General features: G+C 47.2%; 10 protein-coding genes. All 10 read right to left on the bottom strand.

What is annotated here, in order from left to right:
* Positions 1-54 precede the first annotated feature (54 nt).
* The gene (locus tag ACTQ16_RS05625; protein ID WP_441936546.1) at positions 55-3,489 is read right to left on the bottom strand and encodes a glycosyltransferase family 117 protein; all 3,435 of its coding nucleotides are present in this window, start codon (positions 3,487-3,489) and stop codon (positions 55-57) included.
* A 124-nt stretch (positions 3,490-3,613) separates the two neighbouring features.
* Positions 3,614-4,330 carry a metal ABC transporter ATP-binding protein gene (locus tag ACTQ16_RS05620; protein WP_441936544.1) on the bottom strand — a complete coding sequence of 239 codons (717 nt, stop codon included), beginning with the start codon at positions 4,328-4,330 and terminating at the stop codon, positions 3,614-3,616.
* A 70-nt stretch (positions 4,331-4,400) separates the two neighbouring features.
* On the bottom strand, positions 4,401-5,204 hold the full coding sequence (locus tag ACTQ16_RS05615; RefSeq protein WP_294969550.1) for a metal ABC transporter solute-binding protein, Zn/Mn family: 804 nt from the start codon (positions 5,202-5,204) through the stop codon (positions 4,401-4,403).
* A 77-nt stretch (positions 5,205-5,281) separates the two neighbouring features.
* Positions 5,282-5,734, bottom strand: coding sequence for a YqaA family protein (locus ACTQ16_RS05610; protein ID WP_118063560.1), 453 nt, complete (start codon positions 5,732-5,734; stop codon positions 5,282-5,284).
* Positions 5,735-5,785: 51 nt separating this feature from the next.
* Positions 5,786-6,763: a hypothetical protein gene (locus tag ACTQ16_RS05605; protein ID WP_441936542.1), complete on the bottom strand. Its 978-nt coding sequence runs from the start codon at positions 6,761-6,763 to the stop codon at positions 5,786-5,788.
* Positions 6,764-6,868: 105 nt separating this feature from the next.
* Entirely contained in the window at positions 6,869-8,137 is a 1,269-nt protein-coding gene (gene purD / locus ACTQ16_RS05600; RefSeq protein ID WP_441936541.1) for a phosphoribosylamine--glycine ligase, read from the bottom strand.
* Between the two features lie 128 nt (positions 8,138-8,265).
* On the bottom strand, positions 8,266-10,512 hold the full coding sequence (locus tag ACTQ16_RS05595; RefSeq protein WP_441936590.1) for a DPP IV N-terminal domain-containing protein: 2,247 nt from the start codon (positions 10,510-10,512) through the stop codon (positions 8,266-8,268).
* 141 nt (positions 10,513-10,653) lie between these two features.
* Complete coding sequence (locus ACTQ16_RS05590) at positions 10,654-12,180, bottom strand: THUMP domain-containing protein (protein ID WP_294969540.1); 1,527 nt, start codon at positions 12,178-12,180, stop codon at positions 10,654-10,656.
* Positions 12,164-13,105: a serine acetyltransferase gene (locus tag ACTQ16_RS05585; RefSeq protein ID WP_294969538.1), complete on the bottom strand. Its 942-nt coding sequence runs from the start codon at positions 13,103-13,105 to the stop codon at positions 12,164-12,166. The genes ACTQ16_RS05590 and ACTQ16_RS05585 overlap by 17 nt, the downstream gene beginning before the upstream one ends.
* Before the next feature lie 151 nt (positions 13,106-13,256).
* On the bottom strand, positions 13,257-17,630 hold the full coding sequence (locus tag ACTQ16_RS05580) for an acyl-CoA dehydratase activase-related protein (RefSeq protein ID WP_441936538.1): 4,374 nt from the start codon (positions 17,628-17,630) through the stop codon (positions 13,257-13,259).
* Positions 17,631-17,672: the final 42 nt, after the last annotated feature.

Below are 17,672 nucleotides of genomic sequence, written 5' to 3'. Positions count from 1 at the left end.
TTATGAATAATGAAAAGTTTGATGTAGCCATCGCTACATCAAACTTTCTGTTATTTACTGATTGCCTTCTGGCATTTTGCCGCCTCTGCCGTGGTACAGGGTATAGAGGTTGTTGAGCTGCTTCTGATACTTCTGTTCCAACTGAGGACTTACCATTCCTGCTACATCGCAGATGCTCTGCATAATCATAAGCTGACGGATGCAGTCGTTCTGACTCATGAGGAATCGGTCGTTAGATAATGAGAGGTAATAGTTGAGATACTGTGAAGCGTTCTTCCAAACTGCTTCTACATATTCCTTACCCTTGGCTTTCTGACCGGTCATCAACCAGCCGCGAGCCATATCCAGACCACCACTCATGTAATCGAGTGTTACGTTGTATGCCGGAATCTCTACATCAGCCTTCTTCAAGATGTTGATAGCCTTCTGCTTCTTGCCTTCAGCAATGAGCTGGAGAGCTGTCTGAGCAAGCAGGCGACGGTGAGTATAACACATGCGCATGGTAGTCTCGTCGATATAGAGACCCTTCTGCTTGAGGTTACCGAACTTGAATCGGGTCATGATGTTATGATAGGTCTTCTCTGTATCGAAGCGTTTTGCACCAGGAGCATTTGTTGTGAATGGAGTGATGCGGTTTACAAGACCCTCCTGTACGAAGTTGTCGCCAAGGTTCATGTAATTTTCTTCACCCACGGTGAGTGCTACGTAGAGCGGACGTGTCCAGTTGCACTGTGCCAACATCTCGAGCATCATCAGATCACCCTTATAGAGTGCAGTCTTACCTGTCAGAGAAATAACCATCTTGTCAGGGATAGAATCTGTAGCCATCATCATGCCGCTCTTCTTTACTGCCTCCTTGTCGATAGTGACATAGAGGGTATCGGTTGGGATGAAGTGCATATCAGGGTTCTTGCTGCGTACCCAGTTCTTCAGAATGTTCTTCAGCTCGAAAGGCTCATCGCCAAACTGCTTCTTGGCATTCTCTGGATCTTGCTTGTAGAATTCAAGAATCTGCTTCTTTGTTTCCGGCTCTACCGATACATATTCGTTGGTACCTGAACAGAAGTCGAGACGTGGCCAGGTGATTGGCACAGAAGGTGAGTTGTATGCAGGACGCATCATCTGGTCGATATACCAGTCAGTCTGCAGGTAACTCAGGTTACAAACGCGGGCATCTGTTCCTACACCTTCTACTTCCTGATTGTACCAGAGTGGGAAGGTATCGTTATCACCATTGGTGAAGATGATAGGGTTGCTCTTCTCCTGGAGTGACATCAGATAGTTCTGACCAAAGTCACGGCAGGTGTAACGGCCTGAACGGTCGTGGTCATCCCAAGTCTGTGAAGCCATCTGGATTGGGACGAGAAGTGTGATGACTGCTACGATAGCAGAAACGGCTGTTCCGCTGAGTTTCATCTTCTGTTTCAGAAGGTCGATGATGGCGAGGACGCCAAGACCACACCAGATAGCGTATGCATAGAATGAACCGGCATAAGCATAGTCACGCTCACGTGGCTGCATAGGAGTCTGGTTCAAGTAGATGACGATGGCAAGACCTGTCATGAAGAACAGGAAGAATACCACCCAGAACTGCTGGATACCGATAGGAAGAGTCTCCTCAGTCTCCACGCCGTTCTTCATTACCTTGCGTTTGCGGGTATACCAAGCTTGCCAGAAGAGACCGATGAGACCGAGAATCAGCGGCATGCAGTAGAACACGTTGTGTCCCTTGTTCGCCTTCAGGTCGTCTGGCAATTTGCTCTGGTCGCCATAGAGTGCATCATCAATGAATGAGAAACCGGAAATCCAGTTACCATGTTCTGGTTCGCCATTGCCCTGAATGTCGTTCTGACGTCCGGCAAAGTTCCACATGAAGTAGCGCCAGTACATGAAGTTGCACTGATAGGAGAGGAAGAAGCGGATGTTGTCAATCTGTGAAGGAACCTTCACCATGATGCTTTCACCGCAACGGTCGTAAGGCACCTGGGAACCTTCTACGCCACCCATCCAGTCTTCGTATGCTGAGGCATGAGCCGAACTGTACATACGAGGGAAGAGCATATTCTGTGCATAGACGTACTTGTTCTTATGACTTACTACAAAGTAGGAGTCCTTCTCATCTGCTGAAGCCTTCTCCTTGCGCTGGTAAACCGGTGCACCTTCCTTCATGACAGGCTTGCACATGTTGCCATCTACCTCAAGAGCTACCTGAGAGGTATAAGCCTGACCATAGAACAAAGGACGGTCGCCATACTGGTCACGGCTCAAGTAACTACCCAAGGTAAAGATATCCTCAGGAGAGTTCTGGTCCATAGGAGGGTTGGCAGATGAACGGATTACGATGAGCGCATAGCTTGAGTAACCAATCATCAGCATCAGCATGCAGAGCAATGCTGTATTCTTGATGCGGGCAGAGATGAGAGGCAATACCTGCATCTTCTTCTTTGTGATGCCTGTTACCTCGTCAACACCTGTTGTGATTTCCTTCTTGCGCTTGTAGTTCAAGGCGAACCAGAGGGCAGCCAATACTAGGATGCCACAGATAACGGCGGTCCAGCCATATCCATAGAAAGGAATGCCGAGCATACCGAAGCCGAGAACGAAGGCGATGTTCTGCTTCTTCTCGTTCTTTTCTGAGGCATTGTATGTCTCGTAGATACCCCAGATAACAGAGGCTACGAGGCAGATGATATAGACGATTTCACCGGTATTGAATGGACAACCGAGCACGTTGACGAAGAACAGCTCAAACCATCCACCTACGGTGATGATACCTGGAACCACACCATACAATACGGCAACTACTACCAGGAATGAGAGGAACAACGCCAGGAGCGAACCCTTCAAGTTTGCCTGAGGTACCTTCTTGTAGTAATAAACCAATACGATGGCTGGGATGCAGAGCAGGTTAAGCAAGTGCACACCGATACTCAGACCTGTCATATAAGCGATGAGTACGAGCCAGCGGTCGCTATGAGGTTCATCGGCATGGTCTTCCCACTTCAGAATCAACCAGAATACCACAGCGGTAAAGGCAGAAGAGAAGGCATATACCTCACCCTCAACAGCTGAGAACCAGAAGGTATCGCTGAAGGTATAGATGAGTGCGCCCACCATACCGGATGCTTCAATGGCAATCAGTTTGCCGGTGGTCATCTCCTTCCAGTCACCGATGATAAGCTTGCGAGCCAAATGGGTGATGGTCCAGAAGAGGAACATGATGCAGACGGCACTGAGGAGTGCGCTCATCATGTTCACCATCTTAGCCACCTGAGTGGTATCGCTGGCGAAATGTGTGAAGAAATTGCCCAAGAGCATGAAGAACGGTGCCCCTGGTGGGTGACCGATTTCCTGCTTGTAGGCAGTTGTAATAAACTCAGGACAGTCCCAGAAACTGGCTGTCGGCTCAATCGTGGAACAATAAACAAAAGCCGCAATGATGAATGCGACCCATCCAAAGATATTGTCCACCAATTTGTACTGTTTCATTATTGTTTAAACTTTAATGTATTATATTTCTTTGTTAAAGTGTATAAATCGTTGCAAAGATACTAAAAAGATGAGATAATCTTGAAGTTTATTCTTGTTTTTTAGGCATTATTATATTATCTACCTAAACATTTAGAAAATGTTCTTCCAGTTTTTCTCTAGGCATATCTGCTGTATCGTGGTAATGCAGATGATGGTTCACACAGGCGATGTGCTTCACATTATTAAGCACTTCGGCAATGTCGTGGCTCACGATGATGATGGCGCATTCCTTGTTAATTTGCTCCAGCATCTCGTACATCTGCTTTTGAAATCTGCGGTCGATATAGGTGTTTGGCTCATCGAGGATTACTACATCCGGCTTTGAGACAATAGCCCGGGCGAGGAGGACTCGCTGCAGCTGTCCACCGCTGAGGGCTGCGATGTGGCGGTCCTTGAATTCCATCAATTGCATACGCTCGAGGCAATCGAGTACCTGCTGATGCTGCGCCTGGGTGTATCTCGAAAAGAGACTCTTGGTCTTGCTGAGGCCAGAGAGCACCACTTCGTAGACGGAGATAGGGAACTGTTTGTCGAGGGAGTTGTATTGTGGGAGATAGCCCATTCGGATTTCCTTGACTTCCTGCCCATCTTTATAATATCTGATTCTTCCTTCTGTTGGCTTCATCAGTCCCAGAATGAGGCGCATGAGGGTAGTCTTGCCACCACCGTTTGGTCCGATGATGCCAAGATAATCGTCTTGATAGACGGTGAGATTGATGTCGTGGAGCACCTGTTTGCCGTCGTATCCGGCGGATAGATGCTTAATCTCTATTAACTTTGAACTTTGAACTTTGAACATTGAACTTTATGATTAGTTATTGTTCTTTAAATTTAACCGCCAGGCTGGGTAGCACCAGCAGAAGTATAGTTTATTTGCCTACCACAATTTCCTTGCCTTGTACAGCCAATGAAGCTTCCTGCATCGCCCAGTTCCATTCGCCTTGCAATGGGTTGATATTCATTGGCTTGGTGTGGCTCTCGTTGATGAATGTATTGGTGTTGCGGTTGGCAAACTCTGCTTGTATGAGGCAATATTTGATCTTCTCTTTTCTTGCTCTCTTGATGAGACTCTTCAGCTGGGCGGCACTTGGCTCCCTTCCTTCTTCCTCTATAGCTAGCTGCTCAAGCTGGTAGTCACGGGCAAAGTAGGTAAGGATAGGGTGATAAATCACAAACTTGCGTACCAAATCTGGGTTCTCTTTGAAACTTTCCTTGATGGTGCTGTCTCTCTTGTCGATGATGCTGAGCAGCGATTTGTAGTTCTTCTCGAAGAAAGTCTTGTGTTTTGGCTCCAGTTCGCAGAGTGCCTTGAGCATGTTGCTGGCGATGATGCGGGCGTTTTTGCAACTCATCCATACATGTGGGTCGATATTGCCGCCAGGTGTTTGGGCTGGCTTGATGCCTACAGAGGTATCAATCACCTTCATGTCGGGAGCGTTGTCCTGCAGTTTCTTCATCCAAGTCTGCTCGAAGCCGATGCTGCCCACTTTCAGATAGAGTGCACTATTGGAGAGTTCCATCATCTGCTGGGCGTTTGGCTCGTATGTTTCAGGGTTGTTACCATTCGATACCATTACGTTGACATCTACCTTGTCTCCGGCAATCTTATCTACGAAGTATTGGTAGGGAGGGATGGTAACGGTTACAGTTGGCTTGGCATTACTTTCAGCCATGCCAGCCTTTTGCTGGTTGCTTTTGCAGCCAACCATTAGGGTGCATATTATAATAAGGTATAAAAATCTCTTCATAATTAAACGATAAAACTCAGTCCATAGACCAATAAAACATATCTTAGTACTTTTCCGATGGTGATACTGAGTATCGAAATCGGAATATTGGCTCTTGTCAAGCCTAAAACGATGGTGATGGCACTTCCCAATAGTGGGAGAAAGGCGAAGAATCCCATCCAGGCGCCTCTGCCTGCCATGAAACGTTCAGCCTTATCCAGACTTTTTTTCTTCACATGCAGGTATTTCTCTATCCATTCCATCTTACCCATTCTGCCCACACCGTAGTTGAACATGGAACCAAGCACATTGCCGATGCTACCGTAGATAACGAGGGGGAGAGGCTCTAGTCCGGCTGCCTGCAAGCCTGCCATTACTGCCTCGCTGCTGAATGGGAAGAAAGAACCTGCCAGAAAAGCTGCAGCAAGCATGCCCCAATAGCCCCAGTCGATTAAGAAACTGATAATCCAACTCATTGTCAATTCGTCATTTAATAGGTCTGATGCAGCGTTTCAACACATCAAACTTTATCCATGGATACTTAATCCTTGAACTGCCTGTAATAATACAGTTTCAGGAATGAATATATTGTATAATAATATCAAGACAGTCATCACGAGCATCGTGATAAACATGATATTGGTTATTTTTCCCTTGGTATAGGTGATGAAGTGAGCGATGAGTGGTGCCGTGTTTACTATCATGATGCTGCCTAACTCCTTGATGTGCTGAGGCTGCAGGATGATGAAGGCGAGGCTCACGAAGTTCACCATGGTGAACGACTCGTATATCATTCTCGTACGAATCTTGTCAGCATATGCTGTGTGCAGAAAGTGGATGGAACCGATAATGCTCAGAATGGTGATGAATATCAGGTTGACGACTTCATGGTCGGTTACCCTTGAATAATCAAACAACTCATGATAGTTGATGAATTCTGATAAATGGCTGACAAGTCCATCGATGTTGTTGGTATAGGCATAGTATCCTGCCGAGAACCAGTAAGGTATGATGATTCCGATGAGTGAGGCAAATAAGTTTCTGATACTGAAGGAATTGGTGAATACCATCATCATCAGCCATAATATCGGTAAGAAATAACCTATCTGTATGAATACCATCGAAGCGAGTCCGATACAGGTAAAGGCATAGAAAGTCCATCCTGCCGACCGTTTATCCTGATAGCTATTCCATATAATGAGATAGAAGGCGATGAAACACATCGACACGATATTGGCTTTATAAGATGGGGTTGGTAGACAAGTCATGGTGACTAGTACCAGAAAACTGCACGAAACCATTCGGCTGTAGGTACGCATCAGAGAGTTGTGGTTGTTGAGTTCTACCATCAGTAATGTAGATATGATGGTAAAAGCAAAATTAAGCCAAATGTTACCCTCTATAAAACCTACTGCAACCCAAACCAAGGTGGCAAGGGTTGCAGTGATTGGTAGTGCGTAGCGACTAGGTGCTACTTTATTTTGAAAAGTTTTTTTTCTTAACATCAATGTCTATTAATAATTTATAATGTATAATTAATAATGTACGTTGTAGCAGGAGGATTGTGTCCTGCAGATTTATACATTATTAATTATTAATTATTCATTATCTTAAAGGTCCTGTCCGATGTCTGAACGGAAGTACTTGTCGGTGAACTGAATCTTCTGGGCCTCGGCAAAGCTCTTCTTCAAGGCTTCTTCCTTGTCCTTGCCGTAGCTGCTTACGCAGATGACACGACCACCGTTGGTTACTACCTGTCCATCCTTCATCGTTGTACCGGAGTGGAATACTACAGAACCTTCAACCTTGTCGATACCTTCGATAGGATAACCCTTCTTGTAAGCCTCTGGATAACCGCCGCTCACGAGCATGACGCAGACTGCTGCACGCTCATCAAACTCGATGTTGCGCTTGTCAAGGTCGCCAGCAGCAACACCTTCGAAGAGGTCTACGATGTCGCTCTTCAATCGGAGCATGACACTTTCTGTCTCTGGGTCGCCCATACGGCAGTTGTACTCGATGACCATTGGCTCGCCCTCAACGTTGATCAGTCCGAAGAAGATGAAGCCCTTGTAGTCGATGTTCTCTTCTGCAAGTCCCTCTACTGTAGGACGGATGATGCGCTCGTCTACCTTCTGCATCCATTCCTTGGTAGCGAATGGCACAGGGGTAACACTACCCATACCGCCTGTATTCAAACCGGTATCGTGCTCACCGATACGCTTGTAGTCCTTAGCCTCAGGCAAAATCTTATAGTTCTTGCCATCTGTGAGAACAAAGACAGAGCATTCGATGCCGCTCAGGAATTCCTCGATAACCACACGTGCAGAAGCATTGCCGAACATACCACCCAGCATCTCCTTGAACTCCTTCTTTGCCTCTTCCAAAGTAGGGAGGATGAGAACACCCTTACCTGCGCACAAACCGTCAGCCTTCAATACGTATGGAGCCTTCAAGGTCTCCAGAAATTTAAGACCTTCCTCTACATGCTCGCCATCGAAAGTTTCGTATTGAGCTGTAGGAATGTTGTGGCGCTTCATAAACTTCTTGGCGAAATCCTTGCTGCCTTCCAATACAGCACCAGCCTTTGAAGGACCGATTACAGGAATGTTCTTGGTGCGAGGATCGGTTTTGAAGTCGTCATAAACACCCTTTACCAATGGGTCTTCAGGACCAACAACAACCATATCAGCACCGTTCTCGACAGCGAAGTTCTTCAGAGCCTCGAAGTCGTCAGCCTTGATATTCACGTTCTCGCCGACATTCTGAGTACCGGCATTACCTGGAGCGATAAAAAGTTTCTCACACTTTTCGCTCTGAGCGATTTTCCAAGCTAAGGCGTGCTCGCGTCCACCGCCTCCTAACAATAATATTTTCATCGTTGTACGTTTAATTGTTCCTCTGATATTTTACCTTAGGATACTTAATTTCTCCATTTTGCTGCAAAGTTACTAAAATCCTATGAATTAGGCAAAATATTTACATAAAATATATTTTTTTGCAAGTTTTACTTCAAATAGTCGAAGAAGTAATTGCTGATGCGCTCATGCAAGTGAGTGCTTTGGTGACCTCTCATGTTATGAGGTTCGCCTGGGTATACGAAGAAATCTGGTTGTGTACCTGCTGCGATACATGCCTTCAGGAAGGTGAGGCAATGCTGTGGTACTACAGTTACATCGTTCAAGCCCTGGATAATCTGCAGCTTACCCTTCAGGTTCTTAGCCTGATAGAGCAGGGATGTCTTCTTGTAACCCTCTGGGTTGGTCTGTGGGGTATCCATATAGCGCTCGCCATACATCACCTCGTACCAGTGCCAGTCGATTACCGGACCGCCTGCTACGCCTACCTTGAATACGTCAGGATAGTTGGTCATCAATGAGATGGTCATGAATCCTCCGAAGCTCCAACCGTGAACACCAATCTTGTCGGCATCTACGTATGGCAGGGTCTTCAGATACTCTACACCCTTCATCTGGTCCTTCATCTCCACCTGACCCAGCTGGCGGAAGGTTGCCTGCTCGAAAGCCTTGCCACGGTTCTCGCTGCCACGGTTGTCGAGGATGAAGAGAAGATAGCCCTTTTCTGCCATGTAGGTTTCCCAGCCACGGCTAGAGTAGTTCCAGCGGGCATCCACGTTGTGGGCGTGAGGACCGCCATATACATATATAATAGTAGGATACTTCTTGTTGGGGTCGAAGTTCACTGGTTTTACCATTCTCCAGTAGAGGTCGGTTACGCCGTCATCAGCCTTGATGGAACCGCAGCTGTACTCCGGCACGTTGTAGCCCTTCCAAGGGTTCTCGGCTGTGAAATAGGCGGTGCGCTTGCCGTTCTCGGTGTTTACGATGGCAATCTTGCGAGGCACGGTTGGGGTAGAGTAGTTATCATAGATAAACTGACCGTTCTCGCTCAGGGTAGCGTTGTGCCATCCCTTGCCGCAGTCGTCCATCATGGTGCGCTTGCCGGTCTTGGTATCCACCACGAAGATGTTACGCTGGATAGGAGAGCACTCGTTGGATGCGATGATGATGCTCTTGTGCTTGGCGTTGAAGCCGAGCACTTCCATCACCTCCCATTTACCGGAAGTCAACTGTTTGATTTCGAGTGATTCTGTGTTGCTTGCCATGCGGCTGCCGTGTTTGCCCAGGGTGCAGAGATAGAGGTGGTTGTAGCCATCCTTGCGGCTCTGCATGATGAAGCTGCTATTGTCCCAAGACAGGAACTGGATTGGGTGGCAAGGCTCTACATACTTCTCATCGGTCTCGCGATAGAGTTCACCTGTCTTCTCACCAGTCTCTGCGCTGTAGGCTGTCAGGCGACAGTCGTTCTGGTCGCGGTTCAGTTCGAACATATAGATGGTCTTGCTGTCCGGGCTCCATGCGATGTTGGTGAAGTAGCGGTCTGTAGGATCGCCAGCCTTCAGATAGATGGTCTTGCCGGTCATGCAGTCGAACACGCCCATAGTTACCTTGTGCGATGTCTCGCCTGTCATCGGATACTTGTCTGGTGCAGGCTTGGCGCAGCAGGTTTCTGTCTCAGGATGATTGAAGTAATCAATCTCCGGGATATCCACCTGCGGATAATCTGTTACCATGCTCTGGTCCATGCGGTAGAAGGCGAGCAGTTCGCCGTTAGGGCTCCAGAAGGTACCCTTGCTGATGCCGAATTCATCGCGGTGAACACTCTGACCATACACGATAGAGCGGCTGCCGTCTGTAGAGATTTGGAAATCGTGAGACTTCTTCTCTCTTGTCATGGCATTGTTGGCTACGTTGAAGGTGCGCACATAGAGGTTGCTGCCCTTCAGATAGGCGAATGCATTCTGCTGTGCGTTAGCTTCGAGGAGGTTCTCGCCATCTTCAAACTCCATCTCGCTCAGCAGCTTATGCTTCTTGAAGTCGATGGTGTAGGTCTTGCTGCCATTGCTTACCATTACGATGCTCTTGCCTGCAAAAGGGAACTGAGCGTTGTAGAGAGCTCTTACCTTGATGTCCTTGGTAGGAGCAATCCACTGGTTGATATCGTTGATGCCGAAGAGTTTGGTCTCCTTGCCCGTAGCCTTGTTCACGAGATAGCAAGCCTCCACGTCCTGGCGAATGAGTTCATTTCCCCACCAGGTACACCAGCGGTTCTTTGCCACCATGTTGCGATAGTTATGACCACCGAAGTTCAAATCCTCCAGGGTGAAGGTTTTCTCGCCCTTCTGCGCAGGAACCACGCCCTGAGCCTGTATCTCGGTTGCATTCATTGCCATCATGGAAATCATTGCTGCAAAAGATAATTTATAAATTGAATTCTTTAGATTCATTGTTATTTTGTTTGTTGATTGAATGAATAAAAACCTTGATGTGGCAGAATGCCACGTCAAGGTCTTGTATGGTTTGATGCGTAGTTTTTAATCCTCATCATCGAAGTCGGTGTTGAAGCTAGGCTTGCCACCACGCTTTCCTCCGAAATCACGACCACCGCGACGGTCTCCCTTGAATCCACCACGCTTGTCGTTACGGTCGTTGCCACGCTTTCCGCCGAAGCTGCGTCCGCCCTTGCGGTCATCATCATCGTGGCTTCGTCCGCCACGTCCGCCACGGCGAATCTCATTGCGGCGCTTTTCAAAGTCTTCCAGGCGATGGCTATGGAACTGGAAGCTGCGGATGTCTGCATCCTCGTTTTCTGTCTCCTCGCTTATGCGTTTCTTAAACTCGCGCTCTTTCTTGAAACGATGCTTCTGAGCCATTTCTCGCTTCTCGGCTTCAGTCTTGACAATACCGCCTTCAGAGCGGAATTCCTTCATCTTACCGTCGAACATCACGTACTTGCGGAATTCGCATTCCAAACTTCCGTTGTATACAGGAATCTTGATAGATGGCTTCAGACCAATCTGCTCAAAGCATTCCTCGCGGTAACTTAATACCCAAGCCTCGTTGCCTGCGAAAGCCTTCTTGAAGCGCTCGCCAATCATCTTGTAGGTATTCAAGAGGTTAGGGGTAGAGATACGCTCACCGTATGGAGGGTTCATCACTATGATGCTCTTCTCTGCTGGCTGAGTGAAGTTCTTGAAGTCCTGCTGTGCGATGGTGATATCCTTGCTCAGTCCGGCTGCACGCACGTTGAGGTTGGCAGTGTTCACAGCCTTCATATCTACATCATAACCGTAGATATGGTGCTCGAACTCGCGCTCCTGAGAGTCATCATTGTAAATCATATCGAAAAGCTCCTGATCGAAATCGTTCCACTTCTCGAAGGCAAACTCCTTGCGGAATACACCTGGAGAGATGTTGCGGGCAATAAGTGCTGCTTCGATAGCGATGGTGCCAGAACCACACATAGGATCGATGAAGTCGCATTCGCCCTTCCAGCCGGTCATCAGAATCATACCTGCAGCCAGAACCTCGTTCAATGGAGCCTCAACCTGTTCCTGACGGTAGCCACGGCGGTGTAAGCTTTCACCACTTGAGTCAAGACTCAAGGTTGCGTTATCTTCTGCGATATGGATATTAAGACGGATATCTGGGTTGGATACGCTGATGTTAGGACGTGTGCCCTGCTTCTCGCGGAACCAGTCTACGATAGCATCTTTTACCTTGTAAGTAACAAAGCGTGAGTTGCGGAATTCCTCGGAGTAAACTACTGAATCTACTGAGAATGTCTTCTTCACGTCTAAGATGTCATCCCACTTAATCTTCTGAATCTGATCGTACACTTCTTCGGCAGAACGAGCCTTGAAGTGCTTGATAGGCTTTAAGATACGGATGGCTGTGTGCAACTGGAAGTTGGCACGATACATCATTTCCTTGTCGCCTGTGAAAGATACCATACGGCGACCTATCTGTACATTGTTGGCACCCAACTGGGTGAGCTCCTCAGCCAAGACGGGCTCCAGACCCATAAAGGTCTTGGCAATGAGTTCAAATTCCTGTTCCATTATTGAATTCTATATCTAATAAACTTTGTTTTTCTTTTCTATATTTCTTTGTTTTGGGTTGCATATCCTTGGTTACCCATACGTTTGCTCCTACTACGCAGCCCTTTCCGATGGTGATGCGACCGAGGATTGTAGCATTGGCATAGACGATGACATCGTCTTCCAGGATAGGGTGACGAGGGATTCCCTTGATAGGGTTGCCGTCCTTATCGAGTGGAAAACTCTTGGCTCCGAGGGTTACACCCTGGTAGAGTTTCACGTTGTTGCCGATGATGCAGGTGGCTCCGATTACCACACCCGTTCCATGGTCGATGGTGAAGTGGTGACCGATGGTAGCCTCTGGATTGATATCGATACCGGTCTCTGAATGTGCCAGCTCGGTCATCATACGGGGGATGAGTGGCACACCGAGCAGGTGAAGAACATGAGCGATACGATAGTTGGTTATCGCCTTGATGACAGGATAGCAGGAGATGATTTCTCCGTGGCTCATTGCCGCAGGGTCTCCATTATAGGCAGCCTCCACGTCAGTGGCGAGAATTTTACGAAGTTTTGGAAACTCCATGATGGCTTTTGCTGCGATAACGCCAGCCTTGGCACGTTGATGCTGTAGATCAGCCTGTGTCTCAGTTTCGCAATCATTGGCGAAGCAGAGTCCGGCGAGAATCTGTTCTGCAAGCATCTCGTAGAGTTTCTCTACTCTTACTCCAATATGATATTTGATAGTGGAGATATTAACGGAAGAATTGCCGAAATATCCCGGAAAGAGGATGGAGCGAGACAGATTGATGATATCTTCGAGCGCCTTGCCCGAAGGAAGTGGATTTCCGTCTCTGTGCTGATGGAATAGACCTTTTAATGAATCGGCGCAAGAAAGCTCGTCGATGGTCTCTGTCAGCTGATGAGTTAATGTATCTTTACTCATTTTCTTCATGTATCAATAAAATTCGTGTGCAAAGATACGATTTATTTCTTGAATTGCAAAAAAATGACGGCTGTTTTTTTTTGCTTTTTTGTAGAATAATCGAAACAGAAAAAGCAGATTCACTAAAATACGGAATCTGCTTTTTCGGCTTCTATTCTGTGATACTGTCTAAAAAGAGCAGCAATCGGTTGGTGACATTTACTTCTGAAACTCCTGAATCGAAATCGAGGGATACCAGGTTCAGTTGAGGGAAACGCTCATGTAGCCGTTTTTCGATTCCCTTGGAAATCACGTGGTTAGCGATGCAGCCGAATGGTTGGAGCGAGATGATATTATTCACTCCGTCTCGGATATAACCCACGATGTCGGCAGGCAGGAGCCAGCCTTCTCCAAACTGTGCTGCCAGCGAAACCAATCCCTGCACATCCTTCGCATCATCATAAATATTGGTGAATGGACGGAAGTAGCGGAACTTGCTGGCTGCCTTGTTCACCTGGCGCAATCTTCTGCCTATCAATGCCTGATAAGCACCCTTGATGATGAAGTCTGGTACCTTGGTACAATTCAGTCGCATGTGCTTCTGTATCTCTACATTCACGAATTCCTGTAGGAAGAATGGAGCGAGTAGTGGTGGTACAACCTCGATGCCCTTAGAGATGATGTATCGCTCCAGGTACTGATGGGCAAAAGGATTGAACTTCAGGAAGATTTCTCCTACGATGCCCACTTTAGGTACATCCTTGTCTAGGGTCATCTGGTTGAATTCCTCTGCAGCCTGTTCCAGGAGCTTGATTAGACCTTTTGCTGAGTTTCGGGCGATAGGCTCATCGATGAGGCGTATGTACTTATCCCGTAATTCCTTGGCTATTCCCTGTTTCCGTTCTCTTGCGATGCAGGCGTTGTACATCTCGTTAATCGCATCGCCATAGAAAATAGCGGTAACGATAATCTGGCTGTATTTTAGCCAAGGCACGTTGAAGCCATCCTGCTCATTATAGTCTTGCTTATCATCCGTAGAACCGGAAGCTTCGCCTGTCGAGGCTGTCACGCCTAGTGTGAGTAATGGTACATCCTGGAAACCGTTGGAAATCATCGCCCGTTTGATGAGGCCTGCATAGTTGGTTGCACGACATTGTCCACCCGTCTGACTCATTACTACTGCTGTGTTCTTGAGGTCGTATTTGCCAGATTTCAAGGCTTTGATGATGTCGCCCACGATGAGTGTTGCAGGATAGCAAACCTCATTGTTGGCGAATCTCAAGCCAATTTCAGCACTAGCTTCATCACTCATAGGCAAAACTTCTACATCATAACCTATCAGCTTCAGGATAGGAGGAATGATAGGAGTGAGATACTCAGTCATGAACGGAGCGAGAATCTTGCGATGCACATCCTGCTTGGTGAAAACCTTGGTCTGTTTGAGACTTTGAACTTTGAACTTTGAGCTTTGAAACTTATGATTACTTTTAACTTTAAGACTTTCTATCAGCGAGCGGACACGAAGCTTCAGCGAACCAATATTGCTGACATCATCTATCTTCAAGAGCGTGAAAGGCTTGTTGTGGCGCTTCATGATGTCACGAATCTCGTCCTGGATAAAGCTGTCCGGTCCGCAACCGAAGCTGGTCATCTGTACGAAATGTACATTGTCACCCTGTTCGGCTGCCCATTGCGCAGCCTTCATGATGCGGTTCATGTAAGCCCATTGCTTGACAAGATAAGTCTCTGGCTGGCTGTTGTATGCATCGTTGTTGTCTGATGAGCCTCTGGCGATGTCTTCGCTGATTACGTTGACTCCCAGGTTTGCAATCATCTCGCTCAACTTGTGCTGAACCAACGGGTCTGTATGATAAGGACGGCCAGCCAGGAGGATGGTAAGACGAGGCTTTTCCTCGTTCTGATTGAGAATCTCCCAAGCTTTCGTCTTGATTTCTGCTGAATAGGCAGTTTGCGCATAGAGCGCTTCTCTCAAGGCCTTTCGGGCAGTCTTTCTGTCTACTCCCAACTTCTTGAGATAATCCACGATTTGCTTTTCCAAAGCCTTGGATTGTGCAAAGTTGATGACTGGAGAATCTATCGGTTTCTTCAGATCTATTACCGATTTGATGACATCGCTATAGCCCGAAACCACAGGACAGTTGAAGCTGTTCAGCGTATTCCTCGGGTCGTCATTGTGTTCATATACTACGTATGGCATCAGGATGCGGTCTACCTCCGGGTTCTCATTAAGCTCTTTGAGATGACTGTGAGCCAACTTGGCAGGGAAGCAGATGTTGTCGCTCATAACTGTATTCAAGGCTCCTTCATACTGGCTGAAGGTTGAATCAGAAGAGAGAATGACATCGAAACCTGCTGCATGAAGCAGGGCATTCCAGAACGGGAAATCCTCATACATGTTGAGAATGCGGGGGATACCAACCTTGATGTGGCGTTTTGTGATATCAAAGTGCTTAATTTCCTTACCATCAAAGAGCAAGTGATATTTATATTCGTAAATATTCTTACCTTTTATCTCATTTGCACCCTTGTTGTTGAAAACCCGTTCACACTTGTTTCCCGAGTAAAACTTATTGCCACCAGCGAAGGTGTAGCGAGAAACATAGCAATGGTTCTCACAGCCTTTACATTGCAACTGCCTGGTTTCGTAATGAGCTAGATTCAGAAGGTCGTCAATGCTCCGGGCATTCGTTTCTGTTGGGTAATCAGCTGCCGCATGGAGTGCACAGCCGTAGGCACCCATCAATTCCGGCATGTTGCTACGGGCCACTTCGGTATGAGTCAGCAATTCGAAAGCTCTTACCACAGCATCGTTTCTCATGGTACCACCCTGTACGACGATTTTTCCTCCAAGGTTCTCGTTACCATGGAGTTTCAGTACTTTATAAAGACAGTTCTTGATAACCGAATAAGAGATTCCGGCAGAAATATCAGCCACCGAAGCCCCCTCTCTGAGAACCTGCTTTACCTTGGAGTTCATGAAGACCGTACAGCGGGTACCCAGGTCGCAAGGAGCTTTAGACTGGCAGGCAAGTTTGGCGAAATCACCTACAGAATATCCCATGTTATTGGCAAAAGTCTGTATGAAGGTTCCGCAACCGGAAGAGCATGCCTCGTTGAGTTCCATTCTCACAACAGCTCCTTTCTCAACAAAGATAGCCTTCATGTCCTGTCCGCCAATATCAAGGATGAAACTGACGTCGGGCATGAGTGATGCAGCTGCCCGTTCGTGTGCCATGGTTTCGATAATGCCGCTGTCAAGTCCGAATGCAGCCTTAATCAGTTCCTCGCCATAGCCGGTAGAACAAGAGCCTACGATTTCCAGTTCAGCCCCTCTATGTTCTGCTTCCTGCTTCAGGGCGTTCAGACCATCGGCTACCGCCTTAATAGGGTTGCCTAGGTTCAGACGATAGTTTGTAAAGACAATATCGCCCTTGTCCTTTTGGGCAGATTTCGCATCTGTATCCGTATTGCTTCCCATTCTAACTGCCACAATCTTGGTTGTAGTGGAGCCGGAATCAATACCGATAACCACCTGCTGCTTACCTTTTGCCAGAGGATGGGTTTCGGTAGCGAATCTTGCTTTTGACTGGAGCCATTTATCGTGCTCCATTTCGTTTTTAAACAAAGGTTCCAAGCTACTGTTCCACTCAACCTTTATTTCCTGATGTAAGCGCTTTCTGAGTATGGAAAGCTGGATTCCGTCAGAATCAGAAACATCTGTAGAATCTGCGGAATCCGTGGGAGAATTACGGTAGGCGCATCCCAGCGCAGGAATCAGATTGCTATTTTCTGATACGATGAAATCATTTTCTGACAGCTGCATATAGTCGCAGAATGCTTTGCGGAGTGCAGGGAGAAAGGTCAGCGGACCACCGCAAAGCAGGATAGGAGCCTCGAAGTCGATGCCGTGAGAAAGCGTCACCACAGTTTGTACTGCGATGCTATGAAAGATACTGGCTGCAATATCCTCTTCCGGAAGATTGCGTGCCATGAGATTCTGGATATCGGTCTTGGCGAAGACACCACAGCGGGCTGCCATCGGATAAACATGTTGGGCATTCATAGCCAACTGGCTCATCTTCTGATTGTCTACACCCATCAATACACTCATTTGGTCAATAAATGCACCTGTACCTCCGGCACAGTTTCCATTCATGCGTAGCTCCATTCCCCCATTAGGCTTGAAGAAAACAACCTTGGCATCCTCTCCACCGATATCGATGAGAGCCTTTGCTTCAGGATGAGCCTTACGGGCATAAACCGATGCTGCCACTACTTCCTGAACAAACTCAGCCTGCAGCTGTTCTGCCGTAGCCATGCCCACGCTACCCGTAACGCAGATATTTACCTTTGTATCGCCTATCAACTGGTTAATCTCATCGAAATAATGAGACACAAGTTCTTTGACACGAGCGTTGTGGCGTTCGTATTTTGAGTAAATCAAGTTTTTCTTGCCATCGATAACGGCAACTTTGGCTGTTGTAGAGCCAACATCTAGTCCGATACTATATTTTGCTTTCTCCATTTCTCTTCTTTCTTTCAGCCTGCAAAATTACAAAAATCTTTC

Source organism: Prevotella sp. LCP21S3_D2, assembly GCF_052118345.1.
In the GTDB taxonomy this organism is placed as follows: Bacteria; Bacteroidota; Bacteroidia; order Bacteroidales; family Bacteroidaceae; genus Prevotella.
The sequence above is the reverse complement of the archived record's forward strand: the minus strand, read 5'-3'. Positions and strand labels throughout refer to the sequence as shown.